We start from the raw sequence: 19962 nt of genomic DNA, 5'->3' as shown, positions 1-19962 counted from the left end.
AGCGCTCTTACCGGGCCGAAGCGAGTTGAGAGAAGGCGGTGCCGAGCCACTGCTGCACGCCATGCATGGTGGCGGCAGAGGTGTCGAGGAACGGTTGCGGGTAGACGCCGAGGTAAATCAGCAATACCGCCAGACCGAGCACCATGATCAGTTCGCGCGCATCCATGCCGTGCAGCACCGCGTCGGATTTCGACGGGCCGAAGTAGGCACGGTGGATCATGATCAGCGAGTAGACCGAACCGAACACCAGACCGGACGTGGCAATCGCCGTGACCCATGGAGCGCTGGCGAAGGAGCCGATCAGGATCAGGAATTCGCCGACAAAGTTACCGGTGCCCGGCAAGCCCAGCGACGCCGCAGCGAAGAACAGGCTGATCGCCGGCAGGTAAGCGATACGCGACCACAGACCGCCCATCTCACGCATGTCACGAGTGTGCAGACGCTCGTACAACTGACCGCTGAGGATAAACAGCGCCGCTGCCGACAGACCGTGCGCCAGCATCTGGATCACTGCACCTTGCAGCGCCAGTTGGCTGCCGGAGTAGATGCCGATCAACACGAAGCCCATGTGGGAAACGGAAGAGAAGGCAATCAGACGCTTGATGTCGGTTTGTGCGAACGCGAGGAACGCGCCGTAGAAGATCCCGATCAGACCGAGGCTCATGGCGATCGGCGCGAACTCCGCCGAAGCGTTCGGGAACAGCGGCAGGGCGAAACGCAGCAGACCGTAGGCCGCAGTTTTCAGCAGGATACCGGCGAGGTCGACGGAACCGGCAGTCGGTGCCTGGGCGTGAGCGTCAGGCAGCCAGGAGTGGAACGGTACGACGGGCAGCTTGACCGCGAAAGCGATGAAGAAGCCGAGCATCAGAATGTACTCGGTGGTCATCGACATCTTGGTTTTCAACAGGTCGGCGTAGTTGAAGGTGATCACGCCGGTATTGTTGAAGTTGACCAGCACCAGACCGAGGATCGCCACCAGCATGATCAGGCCGGACGCCTGAGTGAAGATGAAGAACTTGGTCGCTGCGTAGATCCGGGTTTTCTTGCCGTCCGAAGAACTGTGACCCCAGAGCGCGATGAGGAAGTACATCGGCACCAGCATCATTTCCCAGAAGAAGAAGAACATGAACAGGTCGAGGGCGAGGAACACGCCGACCACACCGCCCAGGATCCACATCAGGTTGAGGTGGAAGAAGCCAACGTGACGTTGAATCTCTTTCCACGAGCAGAGTACCGAGAGGATACCCAGCAGGCCGGTCAGCAGGATCATCAACAGCGACAGGCCGTCGAGGGCCAGGTGCACGTTGATGCCGAAACGCTGGATCCAGACATGCTTGAACTCAAGCGCCCAGGTCGGGTCGGCGCCTGGCGCCGGTGCGAATGAATAGTCACCGTGGGCCCACAGCCAGAGGCCGAGCGCGAGTTCCAGGGTCATGGTCAACAGCGCAATCCAGCGCGGGAGGGTAGCGCCGAAGCGCTCACCCATCCAGCACAGCAGGCCGCCGATGAAGGGGATCAGGATTAGCCAAGGCAGAATCATGACGGGCTCGTTTCCTTTCGCAAATTCGCAAGGTTCATATCAGACCGCTACCAGCACGATGGCGCCGATCACCAGCACGGCACCAGCAGCCATCGAGGCGGCGTACCAACGCAGTTGACCGGTCTCGGTGCGGCTCAGGGCAGTGTGACCACCCTTGGCCATACGCGGGATCAGACCGATGGTCTGGTCGAGCGGGTCTTTGCGCAGTACATGGCTGATCGCAAGGTACGGCTTGACGAACAGTTTGTCGTAGATCCAGTCGAAGCCCCAGGCAGCGAACCACCAGGCCGAAAGGAAACGGCCGATGCCGCTGTTGGCAATTGCCGTGACGAAGCGACGCTTGCCAAGGAACAGCAGCGCTGCCAGCAGGATACCGGCCAGGGCGATGGCGCCCGAGGCGATTTCCAGACTGTGCTTGGCTTCGCCACCGGCATGGCCAACGCTTTGCGGCAGTACGCCGTGCAGCGGTGGCACGATCATCGCGCCGACGAAAGTCGACAGCACGATCAGTACCGACAGAGGCAGCCAGTGGGCAATGCCGTGGCCGGCGTGGGCTTCGGCCTTGGCTTCACCGTGGAACGCGATGAAGATCAGGCGGAAGGTGTACAGCGACGTCATGAACGCACCGACCAGACCTGCGTAAAGCAGACCCTGGTTACCGCTGGCGAACGCTTCCCAGAGGATTTCGTCCTTGGAGTAGAAGCCTGCGGTAACCAGTGGCAGAGCGGCCAGCGCGGCACCACCGACGATGAAGCTGGCGTAGGCCAGTGGCAGTTTCTTCCACAGACCGCCCATCTTGAAAATGTTCTGCTCGTGGTGGCAGGCAACGATCACCGCACCGGACGCAAGAAACAGCAGGGCCTTGAAGAAGGCGTGGGTCATCAGGTGGAAGATCGCGCCTTCCCATGCGCCAACGCCCAGCGCCAGGAACATGTAGCCGATCTGGCTCATGGTCGAGTAGGCGAGGATACGTTTGATGTCGGTCTGTACCAGCGCGGCGAAACCGGCCAGTACCAGGGTCACGCCACCGACGATGCCTACGAGGTGCAGGATGTCCGGCGCCAGCGCAAACAGACCGTGGGTACGGGCGATCAGGTAGACACCGGCGGTGACCATGGTCGCGGCGTGGATCAGTGCCGAAACCGGGGTAGGGCCGGCCATCGCATCCGCGAGCCAGGTTTGCAGCGGCAGTTGCGCCGATTTACCGACAGCACCACCGAGCAGCATCAGGGTTGCCAGAACGATCCAGAAGTCGCCGACCTTGAAGTGCTCCGGCGCACGTACCAGCAGTTCCTGGACGTTCAGCGTGCCCAGTTGCTGGAACAGGATGAACAGGCCGATGGCCATGAACACGTCGCCGATGCGGGTGACGATGAACGCTTTGAGTGCGGCGTTACCGTTGTTGCGGTTGCTGTAGTAGAAACCGATCAACAGGTACGAGCACAGGCCCACGCCTTCCCAGCCGAAGTAGATGAACAGCAGGTTATCGCCGAGGATCAGGAACAGCATGCTGGCGATGAACAGGTTGGTGTACGAGAAGAAGCGCGAGTAACCGTCTTCGCCACGCATGTACCAGGACGCGAACAGGTGGATCAGGAAGCCGACGCCGACGACCACACCGAGCATGGTCACCGACAGGCCATCCAGGTACAGCGCGAAGTTCGGCTGGAAACCTTCCACCGACATCCAGCGCCACAGCACCTGGGTGTACACGCCACCCTCCGGAGGTGCGACGTTGAATTGCCAGATCACGTAAGCGGTGACGATAGCCGACAGGCCGATCGAACCGACACCGATCAGCGCCGAGAGGTTTTCCGAGAAGCGGCCGCGCGAGAACGACAGCAACAGGAACCCGATCAGAGGGAATACGAAAGTCAGAAAGAGTAGGTTCATCCGCGCATCTCACTGGCAGCGTCGATATCGAGCGTGTGGAAGCGGCGATACAGTTGCAGCAGGATCGCCAGGCCAATACTGGCCTCGGCTGCGGCAAGGCTGATCACCAGGATGAACATGATCTGTCCATCCGGCTGCGCCCAGCGGGCGCCCGCGACGATGAAGGCCAGGGCAGAGGCGTTCATCATCACTTCCAGACTCATCAACACGAACAAAATGTTGCGGCGGACCATCAGGCCGACCAGACCAAGGCAGAACAGGATGCCGGCGACGGCCAGTCCATGTTCGAGAGGGATAGCAGGCATGTCTTACTCCTTCGCCTCGTTACGGCCCAAATGGAACGCCGTGACGGCTGCGGCGAGCAGCAGCATCGAGGCGAGTTCGACCACCAGCAGATACGGGCCGAACAGGCTGATGCCCACGGCTTTCGCATCTACGGTGGTGTGGCCGATGGCCTGGCCGCTCTGGTGAGCGAACAGCACATACAGCAGTTCGGCCAGCAGCAGCGCGGCAAGAATCACCGGTCCGGCCCAGATGCCGGGCTTTAGCCAGGTGCGTTCCTGCTGCACCGAGGCGGGACCCAGGTTGAGCATCATCACCACGAACACGAACAGCACCATGATGGCGCCGGCGTAGGCGATCACTTCCAGCACACCGGCGAACGGCGCGCCGAGGGCGAAAAAAGTCATGGCCACGGCGATCAACGAGATGATCAGGTAGAGCAGGGCGTGCACGGGGTTGGTGTTGGTGACCACACGCAGCGTGGACACCACAGCAATACCCGATGCGAAATAGAAAGCGAATTCCATCGTTCTTCCTTAAGGCAGCAAGCTCTTCACGTTGATCGGTTCGGCTTCGTTCTGCGCAGCGCCTTTCGGCTTGCCAGCGATTGCCATACCTGCAACACGATAGAAGTTGTAATCAGGGTTTTTGCCGGGGCCGGAGATCAAAAGATCTTCTTTCTCGTACACCAGGTCCTGACGTTTGAACTCGGCCATCTCGAAATCCGGGGTCAGCTGGATCGCGGTGGTCGGGCAGGCTTCCTCGCAGAGACCGCAGAAAATGCAGCGCGAGAAGTTGATCCGGAAGAAGTCCGGGTACCAGCGACCGTCTTCGGTTTCAGCTTTCTGCAGCGAGATGCAACCCACCGGGCAGGCCACGGCGCACAGGTTGCAGGCTACGCAGCGTTCTTCGCCATCGGGGTCGCGGGTCAGGACGATGCGGCCACGATAGCGCGGCGGCAGGTAGACCTGCTCCTCGGGGTATTGCAGGGTGTCGCGCTTGCGAAAGCCATGGCCGAAGACCATGACCAGGCTGCGCAACTGGGTACCGGTACCCTTAACGATGTCGCCAATATATTTGAACATGGGTCAAATCCTCACTGAACCGCAACCGCAGGCGTGTTCATCAACACAACCGCAGCGGTCACCAGCAAATTGATCAGGGTCAGTGGCAGGCAGAATTTCCAGCTGAAATCCATCACCTGGTCATAACGCGGACGCGGGATGGAAGCGCGCAGCAGGATGAACAGCATGATGAAGAACGCGGTCTTCAGTGCGAACCAGACGAAGGACAGTTGCGGCAGGATGCCGAACGGACCGTGCCAGCCACCGAAGAACAGGGTGACCAGCAGCGCCGAGATCAGGATGATGCCGATGTATTCACCGACGAAGAACATGCCCCATTTCATACCGGCGTATTCAATGTGGTAACCGTCGGCCAGCTCCTGTTCCGCTTCCGGCTGGTCGAACGGGTGACGGTGAGTCACGGCGACGCCAGCGATGAAGAAGGTACAGAAGCCGAAGAACTGCGGAATGATGAACCACAGGTTCTGCGCCTGGTACTCGACGATGTCGCGCATGTTGAACGAACCGACCTGGACCACGATGCCCATCAGGGCCAGGCCCATGAACACTTCGTAGGACACGGTCTGCGCCGAGGCACGCAAGCTGCCGAGCAGGGCGAACTTGTTGTTGCTCGACCAGCCGGCGAACAGCACCGCGTAGACCGACAGACCGGCCATGGCGAAGAAGAACAGCAGGCCGATGTTCAGATCCGCCACGCCCCAGGTCGGGGTGATCGGGATGATCGCGAAGGCGATCAGCAGGGCGGACATGGCCACCACCGGCGCCAGGGTGAAGATCACCTTGTCGGCGAACGGCGGGGTCCAGTCTTCCTTGAAGAACATCTTCAGCATGTCGGCGGCGATCTGGAACATGCCGAACGGGCCAACGCGGTTCGGACCGTAACGGTCCTGCCACCAGCCCAGCAGGCGACGTTCGACAAAGCTGAGCAAGGCGCCTGCAACCACTACGGCCAGCAGGATCACGATGGCTTTGATGACCGTCAGGATCACATCGATCACTTCAGGGGTGAACCAGGTCATTGCGCTGCCTCCTGCAGACCGTCGACGGACACGCCGGCGAATGCCGGTGGAATGCCGGCGATGCCCGCAGGCAATGCCACCAGACCGGCGCCCAGTTCTTCATTGATGCGCAGCGGCAGACGCAATGTCTGGCCGGCCACGTTCAGGCTCAGCAGGGCACCGTCGTTGACGCCGAGGCGATCCGCTTCGGATTTCGCCAGCGCAACGTAAGGTGCCGGAATGCGTTCCTGTACCGGGGCGGCTTTCGAAGAGTTTTCTTCGCTGCCGAACAGGTGGAAGAACGGCACGGCTTGCCAGGTACCCGGCGCCGGATTGAATGCGCGCGGAGCAGCAGCGAACCAGCTCAGCGAATCACCGGTGCTTTCGATCAGGCGTGTGCCAGGGTCGCCAGCACGCAGATGACCACCGACTTCGTCCTGGAACTTGTTCCACGCTTGTGGCGAGTTCCAGCCCGGCGACCATGCGAATGGCACCTGCTGACGCGGTTCGGCGGAGCCCGAGTAACCTTCCATGGAGAAGGCGAACGCGGTGTCCTGGTCTTGCGGGGTGCGCGGTTCGTGAACGCTGATGTCGGCGCGCATGGCGGTGCGACCGGAATAACGCAGCGGCTCACGGGCCAGTTTCAGACCCTTGATGCGGAACGCCGCCGACGGTGCTGCATCGACGATGCGCGCCAGTTGCGCGGTGCTCGAAGCAACGGCAGCGGTGACGTGGTCGAGTTGCGTCCAGTCGATCGGCTGGTTCAGCAGGGTCGCGCGCAGGGCGTGCAGCCAGCGCCAGCCTTCGTGCACCAGAATGCTCGCGTCCATGTATTGCGGATCGAAAACCTGGAAGAAGCGCTGAGCGCGGCCTTCCTGGCTGACCAGCGTGCCGTCGCCCTCGGCGAAGCTCGCCGCTGGCAGAACCAGGTGCGCGCGATCAGTGGTGGCGGTTTTCTGATGGTCAGCGACGATCACTACTTTGGCGGCGTTCAGCGCAGCATCGACCTTGGCGTTGGCAGTGCGGGTGTACAGATCGTTTTCCAGCACGACGATCGCGTCGGCCTTGCCATCGATGACCGCTTGCAGCGCGGCGTCGACCGATTCGCCACCGAGCATGGCCAGACCGAGGCTGTTGGCTTCCGGCACGATCAGGCTGATCGAACCGTTCTTCTCGCGCAGCTTCAGGGCCTTGGCGATGTTCGCGGCAGCTTCGATCAAGGCTTTGGAGCCCAGCGAAGTACCGGCGATGATCAGCGGACGCTTGGCGGCGAGCAGGGCATCGGCGATGCGCTGCGCCAGTTCCAGGGCTTCGGTGTCCAGACCTTCAACGGCCGGGGCACTGGCATCCAGAGCATGCGCAACGGCGAAACCGATGCGCGCCAGATCGTCGGGAGCTGCGTGTACGCATTCTTCAGCGACGTCGTCGAGCTTGGTTTCGGCGAGGCTGGCGATGAACAGCGGGTTCAGCGCGTGCTGGCCGATGTTCTTCACCGCCGCGTCGAGCCAAGGCTGGACGCGCATGGCTTCGGCCATGTCTTCAGCCTTGCCCTTGACCGACTGACGCAGAGCCAGCGCCATACGCGCGGCGGTCTGGGTCAGGTCTTCGCCGAGGACGAAAATCGCGTCGTGGTCTTCGATGTCGCGCATGTTCGGCACTGGCAGCGGGCTGTCGTTCAGCACCTGCAGGACCAGACGGATGCGCTCCAGCTCGGAGGCTTCGATACCCGAATAGAAGTGCTCGGCACCAACCAGTTCGCGCAACGCGTAGTTGCTTTCGAGGCTGGCACGCGGCGAACCGATGCCGACGATGTTGCGTCCGCGCAGCAGGTCAGCGGCTTTGTCCAGCGCAGCGTCGAGGCCGAGCTTGGTGCCATCGGCCAGCAGCGGCTGACGTGGGCGGTCGGTGCGGTTGACGTAGCCATAACCGAAACGGCCACGGTCGCAGAGGAAGTACTGGTTCACCGAACCGTTGAAACGGTTTTCGATGCGACGCAGTTCACCGTAACGCTCGCCCGGGGAGATGTTGCAACCGCTCGAGCAGCCGTGGCAGATGCTTGGTGCGAACTGCATGTCCCACTTGCGGTTGTAGCGCTCGGAGTGAGTCTTGTCGGTGAACACACCGGTCGGGCAGACCTCGGTGAGGTTGCCGGAGAACTCGCTTTCGAGGGTGCCGTCTTCAACACGACCGAAGTACACGTTGTCGTGGGCGCCAAACACACCGAGGTCGGTGCCGCCGGCGTAGTCCTTGTAGAAACGCACGCAGCGGTAGCAAGCGATGCAGCGGTTCATTTCGTGGGAAATGAACGGGCCGAGTTGCTGGTTCTGGTGGGTGCGTTTGCTGAAGCGATAACGGCGCTCGTTGTGGCCGGTCATCACTGTCATGTCTTGCAGGTGGCAGTGACCGCCTTCCTCGCACACCGGGCAGTCGTGCGGGTGGTTGGTCATCAGCCATTCGACAACACTGGCGCGGAACGCCTTGGATTCTTCATCGTCGATGGAGATCCAGGTGTTGTCGGTGGCGGGGGTCATGCAGGACATGACGATACGACCACGGGTGTCGTTCTCGTCGGTGTACTGCTTGACCGCGCACTGGCGGCAGGCCCCGACGCTACCAAGCGCGGGGTGCCAGCAGAAATATGGAATGTCGAGGCCCAGCGACAGACATGCCTGTAACAGGTTGTCTGCCCCGTCGACTTCGAGCGCTTTGCCGTCTACGTGGATAGTGGCCATGGTTCAAAGGTCTTCGTTGGCCCGGTGTCAGCGGGCGTGGCTAATGGAATCTTGTTATGCGTCCGAATCCAAACAGCCCCGAAGGGCGTCATCGGACGAAAGGCGAAGGGCACGAACCCTTCGCCTTTTTAAGCGTTTACGCGCCGACTACGATCGGCCTTGCCAGAGGCGGGACGGCGGCGCTGACTGGCGCGATACCGGCTTCGAACTCTGGACGGAAGTATTTGATGGCGCTGCCCAATGGCTCCACGGCACCCGGTGCGTGAGCACAGAAGGTCTTGCCCGGGCCGAGGAAACCGACCAGACCCAGCAGGGTCTCGATGTCGCCCGGCTGGCCCTTGCCCTGTTCGATGGCCATCAGGAGCTTGACGCTCCATGGCAGACCATCGCGGCACGGGGTGCAGAAACCGCAGGATTCGCGAGCGAAGAACTGCTCCATGTTGCGCAGCAGCGAGACCATGTTGACGCTGTCATCCACCGCCATCGCCAGACCGGTACCCATACGGGTGCCCACTTTGGCGATGCCGCCGGCGTACATTTGTGCGTCGAGGTGCTCGGGCAGGAGGAAACCGGTACCGGCACCGCCTGGCTGCCAGGCCTTGAGCTTGAAGCCGTCGCGCATGCCGCCGGCGTAGTCTTCGAACAGTTCACGACCGGTGACGCCGAAGGGCAGTTCCCACAGGCCCGGGTTCTTGACCTTGCCGGAGAAGCCCATGAGCTTGGTGCCCATGTCTTCGGAACCTTCGCGGGCCAACGATTTGTACCAGTCAACGCCGTCGGCAATGATCGCCGGCACGTTGCACAGGGTTTCGACGTTGTTCACGCAGGTCGGCTTGCCCCACACGCCGACGGCGGCGGGGAAGGGCGGCTTGGAGCGCGGGTTGGCGCGGCGGCCTTCGAGGGAGTTGATCAGTGCGGTTTCTTCACCGCAGATGTAACGTCCGGCGCCGGTGTGGACGAACAGCTCGAAATCGAAACCCGAACCGAGAATGTTCTTGCCCAGCAGGCCGGCCGCCTTGGCTTCTTCCACGGCACGGTTGAGGTGCTTGGCGGCGGTGGTGTATTCGCCGCGCAGGAAGATGTAGCCACGGTAGGTTTTCAGCGCGCGGGCACTGATCAACATGCCTTCGATGAGCAGATGGGGCAGTTGCTCCATCAGCATGCGGTCTTTCCAGGTGTTCGGCTCCATTTCATCCGCGTTGCACAGCAGGTAGCGGATGTTGATGGATTCGTCCTTGGGCATCAGGCCCCACTTCACGCCAGTGGGGAAGCCGGCACCGCCGCGACCCTTGAGGCCAGCGTCTTTGACGGTCTGGACGATCGCGTCCTGATCCATCTCCGCGAAGGCTTTGCGTGCAGCAGCGTAACCGTTCTTGGCCTGGTATTCGTCGAGCCACACGGCTTCGCCGTCATCACGCAGACGCCAGGTCAGCGGGTGTGTCTCGGCCGAACGCTGGATGCGGTTGGCTGGACCAAAAGATGTCAGGGTCATACGTAGCCCTCGAGCAGTTTGGCCACGCCAGCAGGCTGCACGTCGCCAAAGGTGTCGTCGTCGATCATCAGCGCCGGTGCCTTGTCGCAGTTGCCGAGGCAGCAGACAGGCAGCAGGGTGAAACGACCGTCGGCGGTGGTCTGACCCAGGCCGATGCCCAGATTGTTCTGGATTTCGCTGACCACCGACTCGTGGCCGCCGATGTAGCAGACCATGCTGTCGCAGACGCGAATGATGTGGCGGCCGACCGGTTGACGGAAGATCTGGCTGTAGAACGTCGCCACGCCTTCAACGTCGCTGGCCGGGATGCCGAGGATTTCGCCGATCGCATAGAGGGCGCCGTCCGGCACCCAGCCACGTTCCTTCTGAACGATCTTCAGGGCTTCGATCGACGCCGCGCGCGGGTCTTCGTAGTGATGCAGCTCGTGCTCGATGGCCGAGCGCTCGGTTTCACTCAAGGTGAAACGGTCTGTCTGGATAAGCGTGCTGTTCATGCTTAGCGGTCCACGTCGGCCATAACGAAGTCGATACTACCCAGGTACGCAATCAAGTCCGCGACCATGCTGCCTTTGATCACCGAAGGGATCTGCTGCAGATGCGGGAAGCTCGGAGTACGGATCCGGGTACGGTAGCTCATGGTGCCGCCGTCGCTCGTCAGGTAATAACTGTTGATGCCCTTGGTCGCTTCGATCATCTGGAAGGATTCGTTGGCCGGCATGACCGGGCCCCACGAAACCTGCAGGAAGTGCGTGATCAGGGTTTCGATGTGCTGCAGCGTGCGCTCTTTCGGCGGCGGCGTGGTCAGCGGGTGATCCGCCTTGTACGGGCCTTCCGGCATGTTGCGCATGCATTGATCGATGATCTTGATGCTCTGGCGCATCTCTTCGACGCGAACCATGCAGCGGTCGTAGGCATCGCCGTTGACGGCCAGCGGCACTTCGAATTCGAAGTTCTCGTAGCCCGAATACGGACGCGCTTTACGCAGGTCGAAATCGCAACCGGTAGAGCGCAGGCCGGCACCGGTGACGCCCCATTCCAGGGCTTCTTTGGTGTTGTAGGCCGCGACGCCGACGGTACGCCCCTTGAGGATGCTGTTCTGCAGGGCGGCCTTGGTGTATTCGTCCAGACGCTTGGGCATCCACTCGACGAAATCCTTGACCAGTTTTTCCCAGCCGCGCGGCAGGTCGTGGGCGACGCCGCCGATGCGGTACCAGGCCGGGTGCAGACGGAAACCGGTGATGGCTTCGATCACCGTGTACGCCTTCTGGCGGTCGGTGAAGGTGAAGAACACCGGGGTCATGGCGCCGACGTCCTGGATGTAGGTACCTAGGAACAGCAGGTGACTGGTGATCCGGAAGAACTCGGCCATCATGATGCGGATGACGTCGACTTTCTGCGGCACCTTGATGCCGGCCAGCTTCTCGACCGAGAGCACGTACGGCAGGTTGTTCATCACGCCGCCGAGGTAGTCGATGCGGTCGGTGTACGGAATGTAGCTGTGCCAGGACTGACGCTCGCCCATCTTCTCGGCGCCACGGTGGTGGTAACCGATGTCCGGGACGCAATCGACGATCTCTTCGCCGTCCAGCTGCAGGATGATGCGGAATGCACCGTGCGCCGAAGGGTGGTTCGGGCCGAGGTTGAGGAACATGTAGTCCTCGTTGGCACCGGAACGCTTCATGCCCCAGTCTTCCGGACGGAAACGCGCGGCTTCTTCCTCCAGCTGCTGCTTGGCGAGGTTGAGGCTGTATGGGTCGAATTCGGTGGCGCGCGCCGGGAAGTCCTTGCGCAGCGGGTGACCTTCCCAGGTCGGCGGCATCATGATGCGCGACAGGTGCGGGTGGCCTTTGAAGTCGATGCCGAACATGTCCCAGACTTCGCGCTCGTACCAGTTGGCGTTCGGCCAGATGCTGGTGACGGAAGGCATGCTGAGGTCGCCTTCGGACAAGGCCACCTTGATCATCACGTCACTATTACGCTCCAGCGACATGAGGTGATAGAACACGGTGAAATCGGCGCCGGTCGGCAGCCCTTGACGCTTGGTGCGCAGACGCTCGTCCACGCCGTGCAGGTCATAGAGCATGACGTACGGCTTGGGCAGGTTGCGCAGGAAAGTCAGGACTTCAACCAGTCTGGCACGGGCCACCCACAGCACCGGCATGCCGGTGCGGGTTGCCTGCGCGGTGAACGCTTCGGCGCCAAAACGGTTGTTCAGTTCGACGACCACATCCTGGTCGTCTGCCTTGTAAGGCGGGATGTACAGAGCACTGCCTGTAGTCATGGTTATTTTTTCGCTTTCGGTCAACGTAAAGAATGAAGCCAGCTTCTCGTTACTTGGAACAGAACTGGATCAGACTTCGTCAGGGCTGCGCAGATTGGTGACTGCGATTCGCTGTTCGCGGCGCTGTTCCTTCTGCGATGGCATGTCGGCGCGGTACACGCCTTGATCACCAACGACCCAGGAAAGCGGACGACGCTCCTGTCCAATCGATTCCTGCAACAGCATCAAGCCTTGCAGAAATGCTTCCGGACGGGGCGGGCAGCCAGGTACGTAGACGTCCACGGGCAGGAACTTGTCCACCCCTTGAACCACGGAGTAGATGTCGTACATGCCGCCGGAGTTGGCGCACGAACCCATGGAGATAACCCATTTCGGCTCGAGCATTTGCTCGTAGAGACGCTGGATGATCGGCGCCATCTTGATGAAGCAGGTACCGGCGATAACCATGAAGTCGGCCTGACGCGGCGAGGCCCGGATCACTTCGGCGCCAAAGCGCGCGATGTCGTGGGGCGCCGTGAAGGCGGTGGTCATTTCCACGTAGCAGCACGACAGGCCGAAGTTGTACGGCCACAGGGAGTTCTTACGTCCCCAGTTGACCGCGCCACTCAGCACGTCTTCCAGCTTGCCCATGAAAATGTTTTTGTGGACTTGATCTTCTAACGGATCGGCAACGGTTTCCCGCTGGCCAATCGGATACTGCTCGTTAGGAGCATCGGGGTCGATCCTGGTGAGATTGTATTGCATTGCCAAAGCCTCATTGTTTCAGCTTCGCCTGCCGCTTGCGACGAGCTTCCGGAGCCCAGTCAAGGGCGCCCACTCGGAACAGGTAGACAAGACCTGCCAACAGAATTGCTATGAAAACGAGAGCTTCGACGAATCCGGTCCAGCCGCTTTCGCGGACGGACACAGACCATGCAAAGAGAAAGAGGGCTTCGATATCGAAGATCACGAAGAGCATCGCGACCAGATAGAATTTGGCTGAGAGCCGCAAGCGGGCGCCACCGGTAGGTAGCATGCCCGACTCGAACGGTTCGTTTTTGCTGCGACCCCAGGCTTTTGACCCGAGGAGGCTGGAGACGCCAAGCATGAAGGCACACAGGCCGACGACACCCAGAAGGAAAATGGCAAAGCCCCAGTTGTGGGCCATGAGTCCTGTCGCTTCGGGCATGCTGGTAATCCTTAACAGAGAGCAAAGGTCTCTGAGCTTGATAAAGAAATAAGGCAGTGACGATATGTCGCAGCAATCAATCGGGCTGATTTTATGGCTAAACACCCGGCAAGTAAAATTCCAAAGGCGAAATTATTTACCGGATTAAGGACATAGCGCCTCCTGAAGGCGCTGCGGCCCATGCGTTGCGGGCATTAGCCGGGTTTCCATCAATTATGTTTTGTAGAGTTTGTAACGAACATAGTTGCGGCTAAATGATAATTGATATCGTTTGGCGTGGTTTTGTAACTGTTTAACGAGTGAGTGGCTGGGAAGTTGTCTTACTTGCGCGTTACTGCAAGTAGCGAAGCCTACCGTTTTAGCGGAAATTTCTGACGCTTGTAGCGCTTCAGATCAATGTTTCGTCTCGCGGCTGACGGTAACCCTGTGGGAGCGAGCCTGCTCGCGAAAGCGAAGGATCAGCCTCCAGATGTGCAAGCTGACTTATCGCCTTCGCGAGCAGGCTCGCTCCCACAGGGGATTTGTAGTGTCTTTGAGATTCCAACAGGCAAAAAAAACGCCCCGATCCAGTCGGGGCGTCAGTCTTGCGGCTCTGCGGTTAGCTTTTTATTCGATCCGCAAAGGCCGTTTGCTCAGGTGAGGCCGAATCAGTGGAACTGTTCTTCTTCGGTCGAACCGGTCAGCGCGGTCACCGAGGACGAGCCGCCCTGGATCACGGTGGTCATGTCGTCGAAGTAGCCAGTGCCCACTTCCTGCTGGTGCGCAACGAAGGTGTAGCCCTTGGCGGCGTCAGCGAATTCCTGCTCTTGCAGCTTCACGTAGGCAGTCATGTCGTTGCGGGCGTAGTCGTGCGCCAGGTTGAACATGCTGTGCCACATGTTGTGAATGCCGGCCAGGGTGATGAACTGGTGCTTGTAGCCCATGGCGGACAGTTCGCGCTGGAACTTGGCGATGGTCGCGTCGTCCAGGTTCTTCTTCCAGTTGAAGGAAGGCGAGCAGTTGTACGACAGCAGCTGGTCCGGGTATTCCTTCTTGATCGCTTCAGCGAAGCGACGGGCTTCTTCCAGATCCGGTTTGGCGGTTTCGCACCAGATCAGGTCGGCGTACGGTGCGTAAGCCAGGCCACGGGCGATCGCTTGATCCAGGCCGGCACGTACCTTGTAGAAACCTTCCTGAGTACGCTCGCCGGTCACGAATGGCTGATCGTACGGGTCGCAGTCGGAAGTCAGCAGGTCGGCCGCGTTGGCGTCGGTGCGGGCCAGGATGATGGTCGGCGTGCCGGCAACGTCAGCGGCCAGACGGGCAGCGGTCAGCTTCTGTACAGCTTCCTGGGTTGGCACCAGAACCTTGCCGCCCATGTGGCCGCATTTCTTCACCGAAGCCAGTTGGTCTTCGAAGTGAACGCCAGCGGCGCCTGCTTCGATCATGCTCTTCATCAGCTCGTAGGCGTTGAGTACGCCGCCGAAACCGGCTTCAGCGTCGGCCACGATTGGCGCGAAGTAGTCGATGTAGCCGTCGTCGCCCGGGTTTTTGCCGGCTTTCCACTGGATCTGGTCAGCGCGACGGAACGAGTTGTTGATGCGCTTGACCACGGTTGGCACCGAGTCCACCGGGTACAGCGACTGGTCCGGGTACATCGATTCTGCGGAGTTGTTGTCCGCAGCCACCTGCCAGCCGGACAGGTAGATCGCCTGGATACCGGCCTTGACCTGCTGAACAGCCTGGCCGCCGGTCAGGGCGCCCATGCAGTTGACGAAATCTTTCTCTGGACGGAAGGACGGCTTGGCACCCTGGGTGACCAGGTTCCACAGCTTCTCGGCGCCCATCTTCGCGAAGGTGTGCTCTGGCTGAACCGAGCCACGCAGGCGGACCACGTCGGCAGCGGAGTAAGTGCGAGTCACGCCTTTCCAGCGCGGGTTCTCGGCCCAGTCTTTTTCGAGGGCTGCAATTTGCTGTTCGCGTGTCAGTGCCATGGAGATAAACCTCGTCGCGTCTTTTATGAAAAGTTGTTCTGCGGTGGAAAATTCCTGCGCTCGCTGACCAGAAGCTTAGGTGGTCAAGTCGGATTCGGCGGGGTAGGCGACGGGATGAACGATGGGCTCGAGGGGAAGTGAGCAGGTAGTGGCGGACTGCGGGGCGCATGCGGGCGTCGTGGGCCTTTATACGGACAACAGCGTGAAGCCGGGTTACCTAAATACGCTTCCGTCCCTCGGGACAACTTCGTTCCAGTCGGCAACCTCGTCAAACACACCTTGTGGGCGGTACAGACACGAAACGGCTCGCGGGGTAGGTGCGAGCGGCGCTTCGAAGGCCCTTGCCAGGGCCTCTGATTAGCGGGAGCGAGGCCATCATGCCTTCGCTTTTTTTTCGCGTCAAACGTTTTGTAGTGCTTTTTTTCAAGCACTACATCTTTCGTCTAATACGACTAATCAGTCAGTTTTCGGTGCTTTAGTCCAGCGTGTCGACTTTCACCCGCAAGGTCATGTCATCCCGGCCTTGAGTCGAGTAGCTGCGGGTCAGGCCCTGTTTATCGGCCTGAGTCTGGCTGTTGACGCCCGCCAGAGTGATCCATTCACCGAGGCGCCCGGTGACGGTTGTGTCGGTGCTTTGCACGTTCACTACATCGGGACGTTCCTGGCTCATGCGGTCACGGTTGGTACTGATCGCCAGATGAACGGTTTCGCCGGTGACGCTGGCGGTGACATAGAAACCCTGGGTGACGTTGCGGTATTGAGTCTCGCTGCTGTAACCGCCGTAGGAATCGCTCTGGGTGTTGGTGATCGGCACGCTCTGGCCAACCTGAATCAGCGCCGGAGTGCCTTCGCTGGTCTGCACTTGCTGAACGCCGCCGTTGCGGCTGGTGGTGCTGCGGCTGATGATCCGGGTCTGGCTCGGCTGGGCGCCATTGACCGCATAACCTTCGTCGCCACGGCCGTTGTTTTCGTTGGTGTCGACGGTGATCAGCAAGCGCTTCGGTGCGGTATCGAGTTGCGCCAGCAGATCCTTCAACTCCTGAATCTTGCCCGGCTCGGCCTTGACGATCAGCTGATTGCCGTAAGCGCTGACCTGACCGTCCTGGCCGATGAAGTCCTGCGCCACTGGCAGCATGTCAGCGCTGGTGTGGTATTTGAGGGGAACGATTTCTGTGGCTGCCAGCACCGAAAAACTGCAGCCGAGCAGTAGGGTGGTGAGCAGGGTGCGTAGGGACATGTCCGTTATCTCCGCGTTCGAAAGGCTTGATATTGCCAGTTTGTCGGCCCGGGGTGGGGCAAGTTGAATCGTAGACAGCAAAACGCCCCGGCATCGGTGGATGGCGGGGCGTGATCGTTCCCACGCTCTGCGTGGGAATGCAGCCAGTGACGCTCTGCGTCACATGCCGCAAGGGACGCGGAGCGTCCCGAGAGGCATTCCCACGCAGAGCGTGGGAACGATCAGGGCGGGGCTCAGGCCGAATGCCGAACCATGTCGACATGCGGAATCCCGGCCTCAAGAAACTCTTCGCTGACCAGGCTGAAACCCAGGCGCTCGTAGAACGCCGTGGCTTGCACCTGAGCGCTGAGCTTCTGCTGCTTCAAACCGCGCGCTTCAGCTTCGGCGATGACCGCTTGCATCAGCGCATCACCGACCTTCATTCCGCGCCAGTCTTTGAGTACTGAAACGCGGCCGATGTGGCCGTCGGGCAACAGCCGCGCCGTGCCGATCGGGAAGTCGCCTTCGAACGCCAGAAAATGCACGGCGGTCGCGTCATCGGCGTCCCACTCAAGCTCGGGTGGCACCGATTGTTCGGCGATGAACACCGTTTCACGAATGCGCCGGATCTCGGCGATATCCTTCTGCCAGTCTGCGACACGAACGCGAATTTTATTCATCGGCGAACCCCAGGCTTCCTTGCTTGACCAGTTCGCAGAGCAGGCTGCGGCCGTCTTCGTCGCTCAGCCACTCGCCGAGGTTGTCGGCGTGCAAGGCGTCAGCCGCGCAGATCAGCTTCAGCAGTTCGCGCAGCTTGCCCGGCAGGTAGCGGCTCTGGCCACTGGCGAACAGCAGCAGATCGTCGTCGACTTCCGACCAGGCCAGGCGCGCGCTCGGGTTGCGGATCAGCACGGCGCCATCCTGCAGGGCGGCGAGGAAGTCTTCTTCTTCGACGTCTTCCGGGCCGACTACCAGTTCCGGGTAGCGCGGCTCGGTCATGTACTGGCCGAACCAGGTCAGCAGCAGACGCTCGTCGCTCATGTGCTCGGCGAGCAGGCTTTTCAGGCGATCCAGCGCATCGTGTTGAATCTGGTGCGGATCGACCGCCGGCTTGGCGTCGGCATCGGTGTAGCGCTCTTCGTCGGTCAGGAACTGGCTGAGGAAGTCGGTGAAGTGGGTCAGCACTTCAGCGGCGCTTGGCGCGCGGAAGCCGACCGAGTAGGTCATGCAGTTGTCGACCGCGACACCGCAATGGGCCAGGCGCGGCGGCAGGTAGAGCATGTCGCCCGGTTCCAGCACCCATTCTTCGGTTTCGTGGAATTCAGCGAGGATGCGCAGGTCGGCGTGTTGCAGCAGCGGGCTCTCGGAATCGCACATCTGGCCGATTTTCCAGTTGCGCTTGCCGTGGCCCTGCAGCAGGAAAACATCGTAATTGTCGAAATGCGGGCCGACGCTGCCACCCGGGGCGGCGAAGCTGATCATCACGTCGTCGACACGCCAGCTCGGCAGGAAGCGGAAGTTTTCCAGCAGTTCGCTGACTTCCGGCACGAACTGGTCAACCGCCTGCACCAGCAGCGTCCACTCTTTCTCTGGCAATTTGCTGAACTCGTCTTCGGCGAACGGGCCGCGACGCAATTCCCATGGGCGCTCGCCGTGCTCGATGACCAAGCGCGATTCGACTTCTTCTTCCAAGGCCAGGCCGGCCAGTTCGTCGGCGTCGATCGGGCTTTCGAAGTCAGGAATCGCCTGACGGATCAGCAGCGGTTTTTTCTGCCAGTAGTCACGCAGGAATTCGCGTGCTGTGAGGCCGCCCAGAAGTTGAAGAGGAATATCGGAATTCATATGTAACCTATTGAAAAAAAGCACTTTTCAGACGGGAATAAAAACGCCCGGCGCGGCCGGGCGTCTCAAGCGGGGCAAACGGACGATCAGATGCGTTTGGCTTGTGCCACTGCGTTGCCGATGTAGTTGGCCGGGGTCAGTTGCTTGAGCTCGGCTTTGGCTTCGGCTGGCATGTCCAGGCCATCGATGAAAGTCTGCAACGCTTCAGGGCTGATGCCCTTGCCACGGGTCAGTTCTTTCAGCTTTTCGTACGGGTTTTCGATGTTGTAGCGACGCATCACGGTCTGGATCGGCTCAGCCAATACTTCCCAGCAAGCATCGAGGTCGGCGGCAATTTTCTGCTCGTTGAGCTCAAGTTTGCTGATGCCTTTGAGGCTGGCTTCGTAAGCGATCACGCTGTGAGCGAAGCCGACACCGAGGTTGCGCAGGACGGTGGAGTCGGTCAGGTCGCGCTGCCAGCGGGAAATCGGCAGCTTGCTCGCCAGGTGCTGGAACAGTGCGTTGGCGATACCCAGGTTGCCTTCGGAGTTTTCGAAGTCGATCGGGTTGACCTTGTGCGGCATGGTCGACGAACCGATTTCGCCAGCGATGGTGCGCTGCTTGAAATAACCTAGGGAAATGTAGCCCCAGATGTCGCGGTCGAAGTCGATCAGGATGGTGTTGAAGCGCGCAATGGCGTCGAACAGCTCGGCGATGTAGTCGTGCGGTTCGATCTGCGTGGTGTACGGGTTGAAGCCCAGGCCCAGTTCGTCTTCGATGAAGGCGCGGGCATTGGCTTCCCAATCGATCTGCGGGTAGGCCGACAGGTGCGCGTTGTAGTTGCCGACGGCGCCGTTGATCTTGCCCAGCAGCGGCACGGCAGCGACCTGAGCGATCTGACGCTCGAGACGGTAAACCACGTTGGCCAGCTCTTTACCCAGAGTGGTCGGCGAAGCCGGCTGACCGTGGGTGCGCGACAGCATCGGCACGTCGGCGAAACGGATGGCCAGTTCGCGGATGGCGTTGGCGGTCTGGCGCATCAGCGGCAGCATCACGTCGTCACGGCCTTCGCGCAGCATCAGGGCGTGGGACAGGTTGTTGATGTCTTCGCTGGTGCAGGCAAAGTGGATGAATTCGCTGACCTTGGCCAGCTCCGGCAGCTTGGCCGCCTGCTCTTTGAGCAGGTATTCGATGGCTTTGACGTCGTGGTTGGTGGTGCGCTCGATCTCTTTGACGCGCTCGGCGTGCTCCAGCGAGAAGTTTTCAGCCAGTTCGTTGAGAACGGCGTTGGCCTCGGCGGAGAAGGCTGGCACTTCAGGGATGCCAGCGTGGGCGGCCAGGCGCTGGAGCCAGCGCACTTCAACCAGTACGCGTGCACGGATCAGGCCGTACTCGCTGAAAATCGGGCGCAGGGCCTGGGTTTTGCCGGCGTAGCGGCCGTCAACAGGGGAAACCGCAGTGAGCGAAGAGAGCTGCATGGG

General features: G+C 60.7%; 17 protein-coding genes. All 17 read right to left on the bottom strand.

The window, feature by feature from the left end; genetic code table 11:
• Positions 1-7: 7 nt before the first annotated feature.
• On the bottom strand, positions 8-1540 hold the full coding sequence (gene nuoM, locus V8J63_RS18925) for an NADH-quinone oxidoreductase subunit M (RefSeq protein WP_123442121.1): 1533 nt from the start codon (positions 1538-1540) through the stop codon (positions 8-10).
• A 39-nt stretch (positions 1541-1579) separates the two neighbouring features.
• Positions 1580-3433, bottom strand: a complete 1854-nt coding sequence (nuoL, locus tag V8J63_RS18920) for an NADH-quinone oxidoreductase subunit L (RefSeq protein ID WP_336464483.1) — start codon at positions 3431-3433, stop codon at positions 1580-1582.
• Entirely contained in the window at positions 3430-3738 is a 309-nt protein-coding gene (gene nuoK / locus V8J63_RS18915; RefSeq protein WP_003180046.1) for an NADH-quinone oxidoreductase subunit NuoK, read from the bottom strand. Before nuoK ends, nuoL begins: the two co-directional genes overlap by 4 nt.
• 3 nt (positions 3739-3741) lie before the next feature.
• Positions 3742-4242, bottom strand: a complete 501-nt coding sequence (nuoJ, locus tag V8J63_RS18910; protein WP_007951462.1) for an NADH-quinone oxidoreductase subunit J — start codon at positions 4240-4242, stop codon at positions 3742-3744.
• Positions 4243-4251: 9 nt separating this feature from the next.
• On the bottom strand, positions 4252-4800 hold the full coding sequence (gene nuoI / locus V8J63_RS18905) for an NADH-quinone oxidoreductase subunit NuoI (protein ID WP_016775283.1): 549 nt from the start codon (positions 4798-4800) through the stop codon (positions 4252-4254).
• A gap of 11 nt (positions 4801-4811) precedes the next feature.
• Entirely contained in the window at positions 4812-5819 is a 1008-nt protein-coding gene (nuoH, locus tag V8J63_RS18900; RefSeq protein ID WP_016775282.1) for an NADH-quinone oxidoreductase subunit NuoH, read from the bottom strand.
• The gene (gene nuoG, locus V8J63_RS18895; RefSeq protein ID WP_336464481.1) at positions 5816-8530 is read right to left on the bottom strand and encodes an NADH-quinone oxidoreductase subunit NuoG; all 2715 of its coding nucleotides are present in this window, start codon (positions 8528-8530) and stop codon (positions 5816-5818) included. The genes nuoH and nuoG overlap by 4 nt, the downstream gene beginning before the upstream one ends.
• 136 nt (positions 8531-8666) lie before the next feature.
• Positions 8667-10022 (bottom strand): NADH-quinone oxidoreductase subunit NuoF, encoded by a 1356-nt coding sequence (gene nuoF / locus V8J63_RS18890; RefSeq protein ID WP_024013417.1) that lies wholly within the window; start codon positions 10020-10022, stop codon positions 8667-8669.
• On the bottom strand, positions 10019-10516 hold the full coding sequence (gene nuoE, locus V8J63_RS18885; RefSeq protein WP_003223804.1) for an NADH-quinone oxidoreductase subunit NuoE: 498 nt from the start codon (positions 10514-10516) through the stop codon (positions 10019-10021). The genes nuoF and nuoE overlap by 4 nt, the downstream gene beginning before the upstream one ends.
• A 2-nt stretch (positions 10517-10518) precedes the next feature.
• Entirely contained in the window at positions 10519-12303 is a 1785-nt protein-coding gene (gene nuoC, locus V8J63_RS18880) for an NADH-quinone oxidoreductase subunit C/D (RefSeq protein ID WP_042609213.1), read from the bottom strand.
• A 69-nt stretch (positions 12304-12372) separates the two neighbouring features.
• Complete coding sequence (locus V8J63_RS18875; RefSeq protein ID WP_016775278.1) at positions 12373-13047, bottom strand: NuoB/complex I 20 kDa subunit family protein; 675 nt, start codon at positions 13045-13047, stop codon at positions 12373-12375.
• A 10-nt stretch (positions 13048-13057) separates the two neighbouring features.
• The gene (locus V8J63_RS18870; protein ID WP_003223812.1) at positions 13058-13471 is read right to left on the bottom strand and encodes an NADH-quinone oxidoreductase subunit A; all 414 of its coding nucleotides are present in this window, start codon (positions 13469-13471) and stop codon (positions 13058-13060) included.
• 647 nt (positions 13472-14118) lie between these two features.
• Positions 14119-15444, bottom strand: coding sequence for an isocitrate lyase (aceA, locus tag V8J63_RS18865; RefSeq protein WP_016775277.1), 1326 nt, complete (start codon positions 15442-15444; stop codon positions 14119-14121).
• Between the two features lie 475 nt (positions 15445-15919).
• Positions 15920-16681: a secretin N-terminal domain-containing protein gene (locus tag V8J63_RS18860; RefSeq protein WP_073471299.1), complete on the bottom strand. Its 762-nt coding sequence runs from the start codon at positions 16679-16681 to the stop codon at positions 15920-15922.
• Between the two features lie 233 nt (positions 16682-16914).
• A complete protein-coding gene (locus V8J63_RS18855) occupies positions 16915-17340 on the bottom strand; it encodes a GNAT family N-acetyltransferase (RefSeq protein WP_016775275.1) in 426 nt (141 codons plus the stop codon).
• The gene (locus tag V8J63_RS18850) at positions 17333-18502 is read right to left on the bottom strand and encodes a ribosomal protein uL16 3-hydroxylase (protein ID WP_016775274.1); all 1170 of its coding nucleotides are present in this window, start codon (positions 18500-18502) and stop codon (positions 17333-17335) included. The genes V8J63_RS18855 and V8J63_RS18850 overlap by 8 nt, the downstream gene beginning before the upstream one ends.
• Positions 18503-18588: 86 nt before the next feature.
• Entirely contained in the window at positions 18589-19959 is a 1371-nt protein-coding gene (gene purB / locus V8J63_RS18845; protein WP_003223822.1) for an adenylosuccinate lyase, read from the bottom strand.
• Between the last annotated feature and the right edge of the window lie 3 nt (positions 19960-19962).

The sequence above is a fragment of the Pseudomonas sp. CCNWLW23 genome (assembly GCF_037095675.1).
In the GTDB taxonomy this organism is placed as follows: Bacteria; Pseudomonadota; Gammaproteobacteria; order Pseudomonadales; family Pseudomonadaceae; genus Aquipseudomonas; species Aquipseudomonas atacamensis.
The sequence above is the reverse complement of the archived record's forward strand: the minus strand, read 5'-3'. Positions and strand labels throughout refer to the sequence as shown.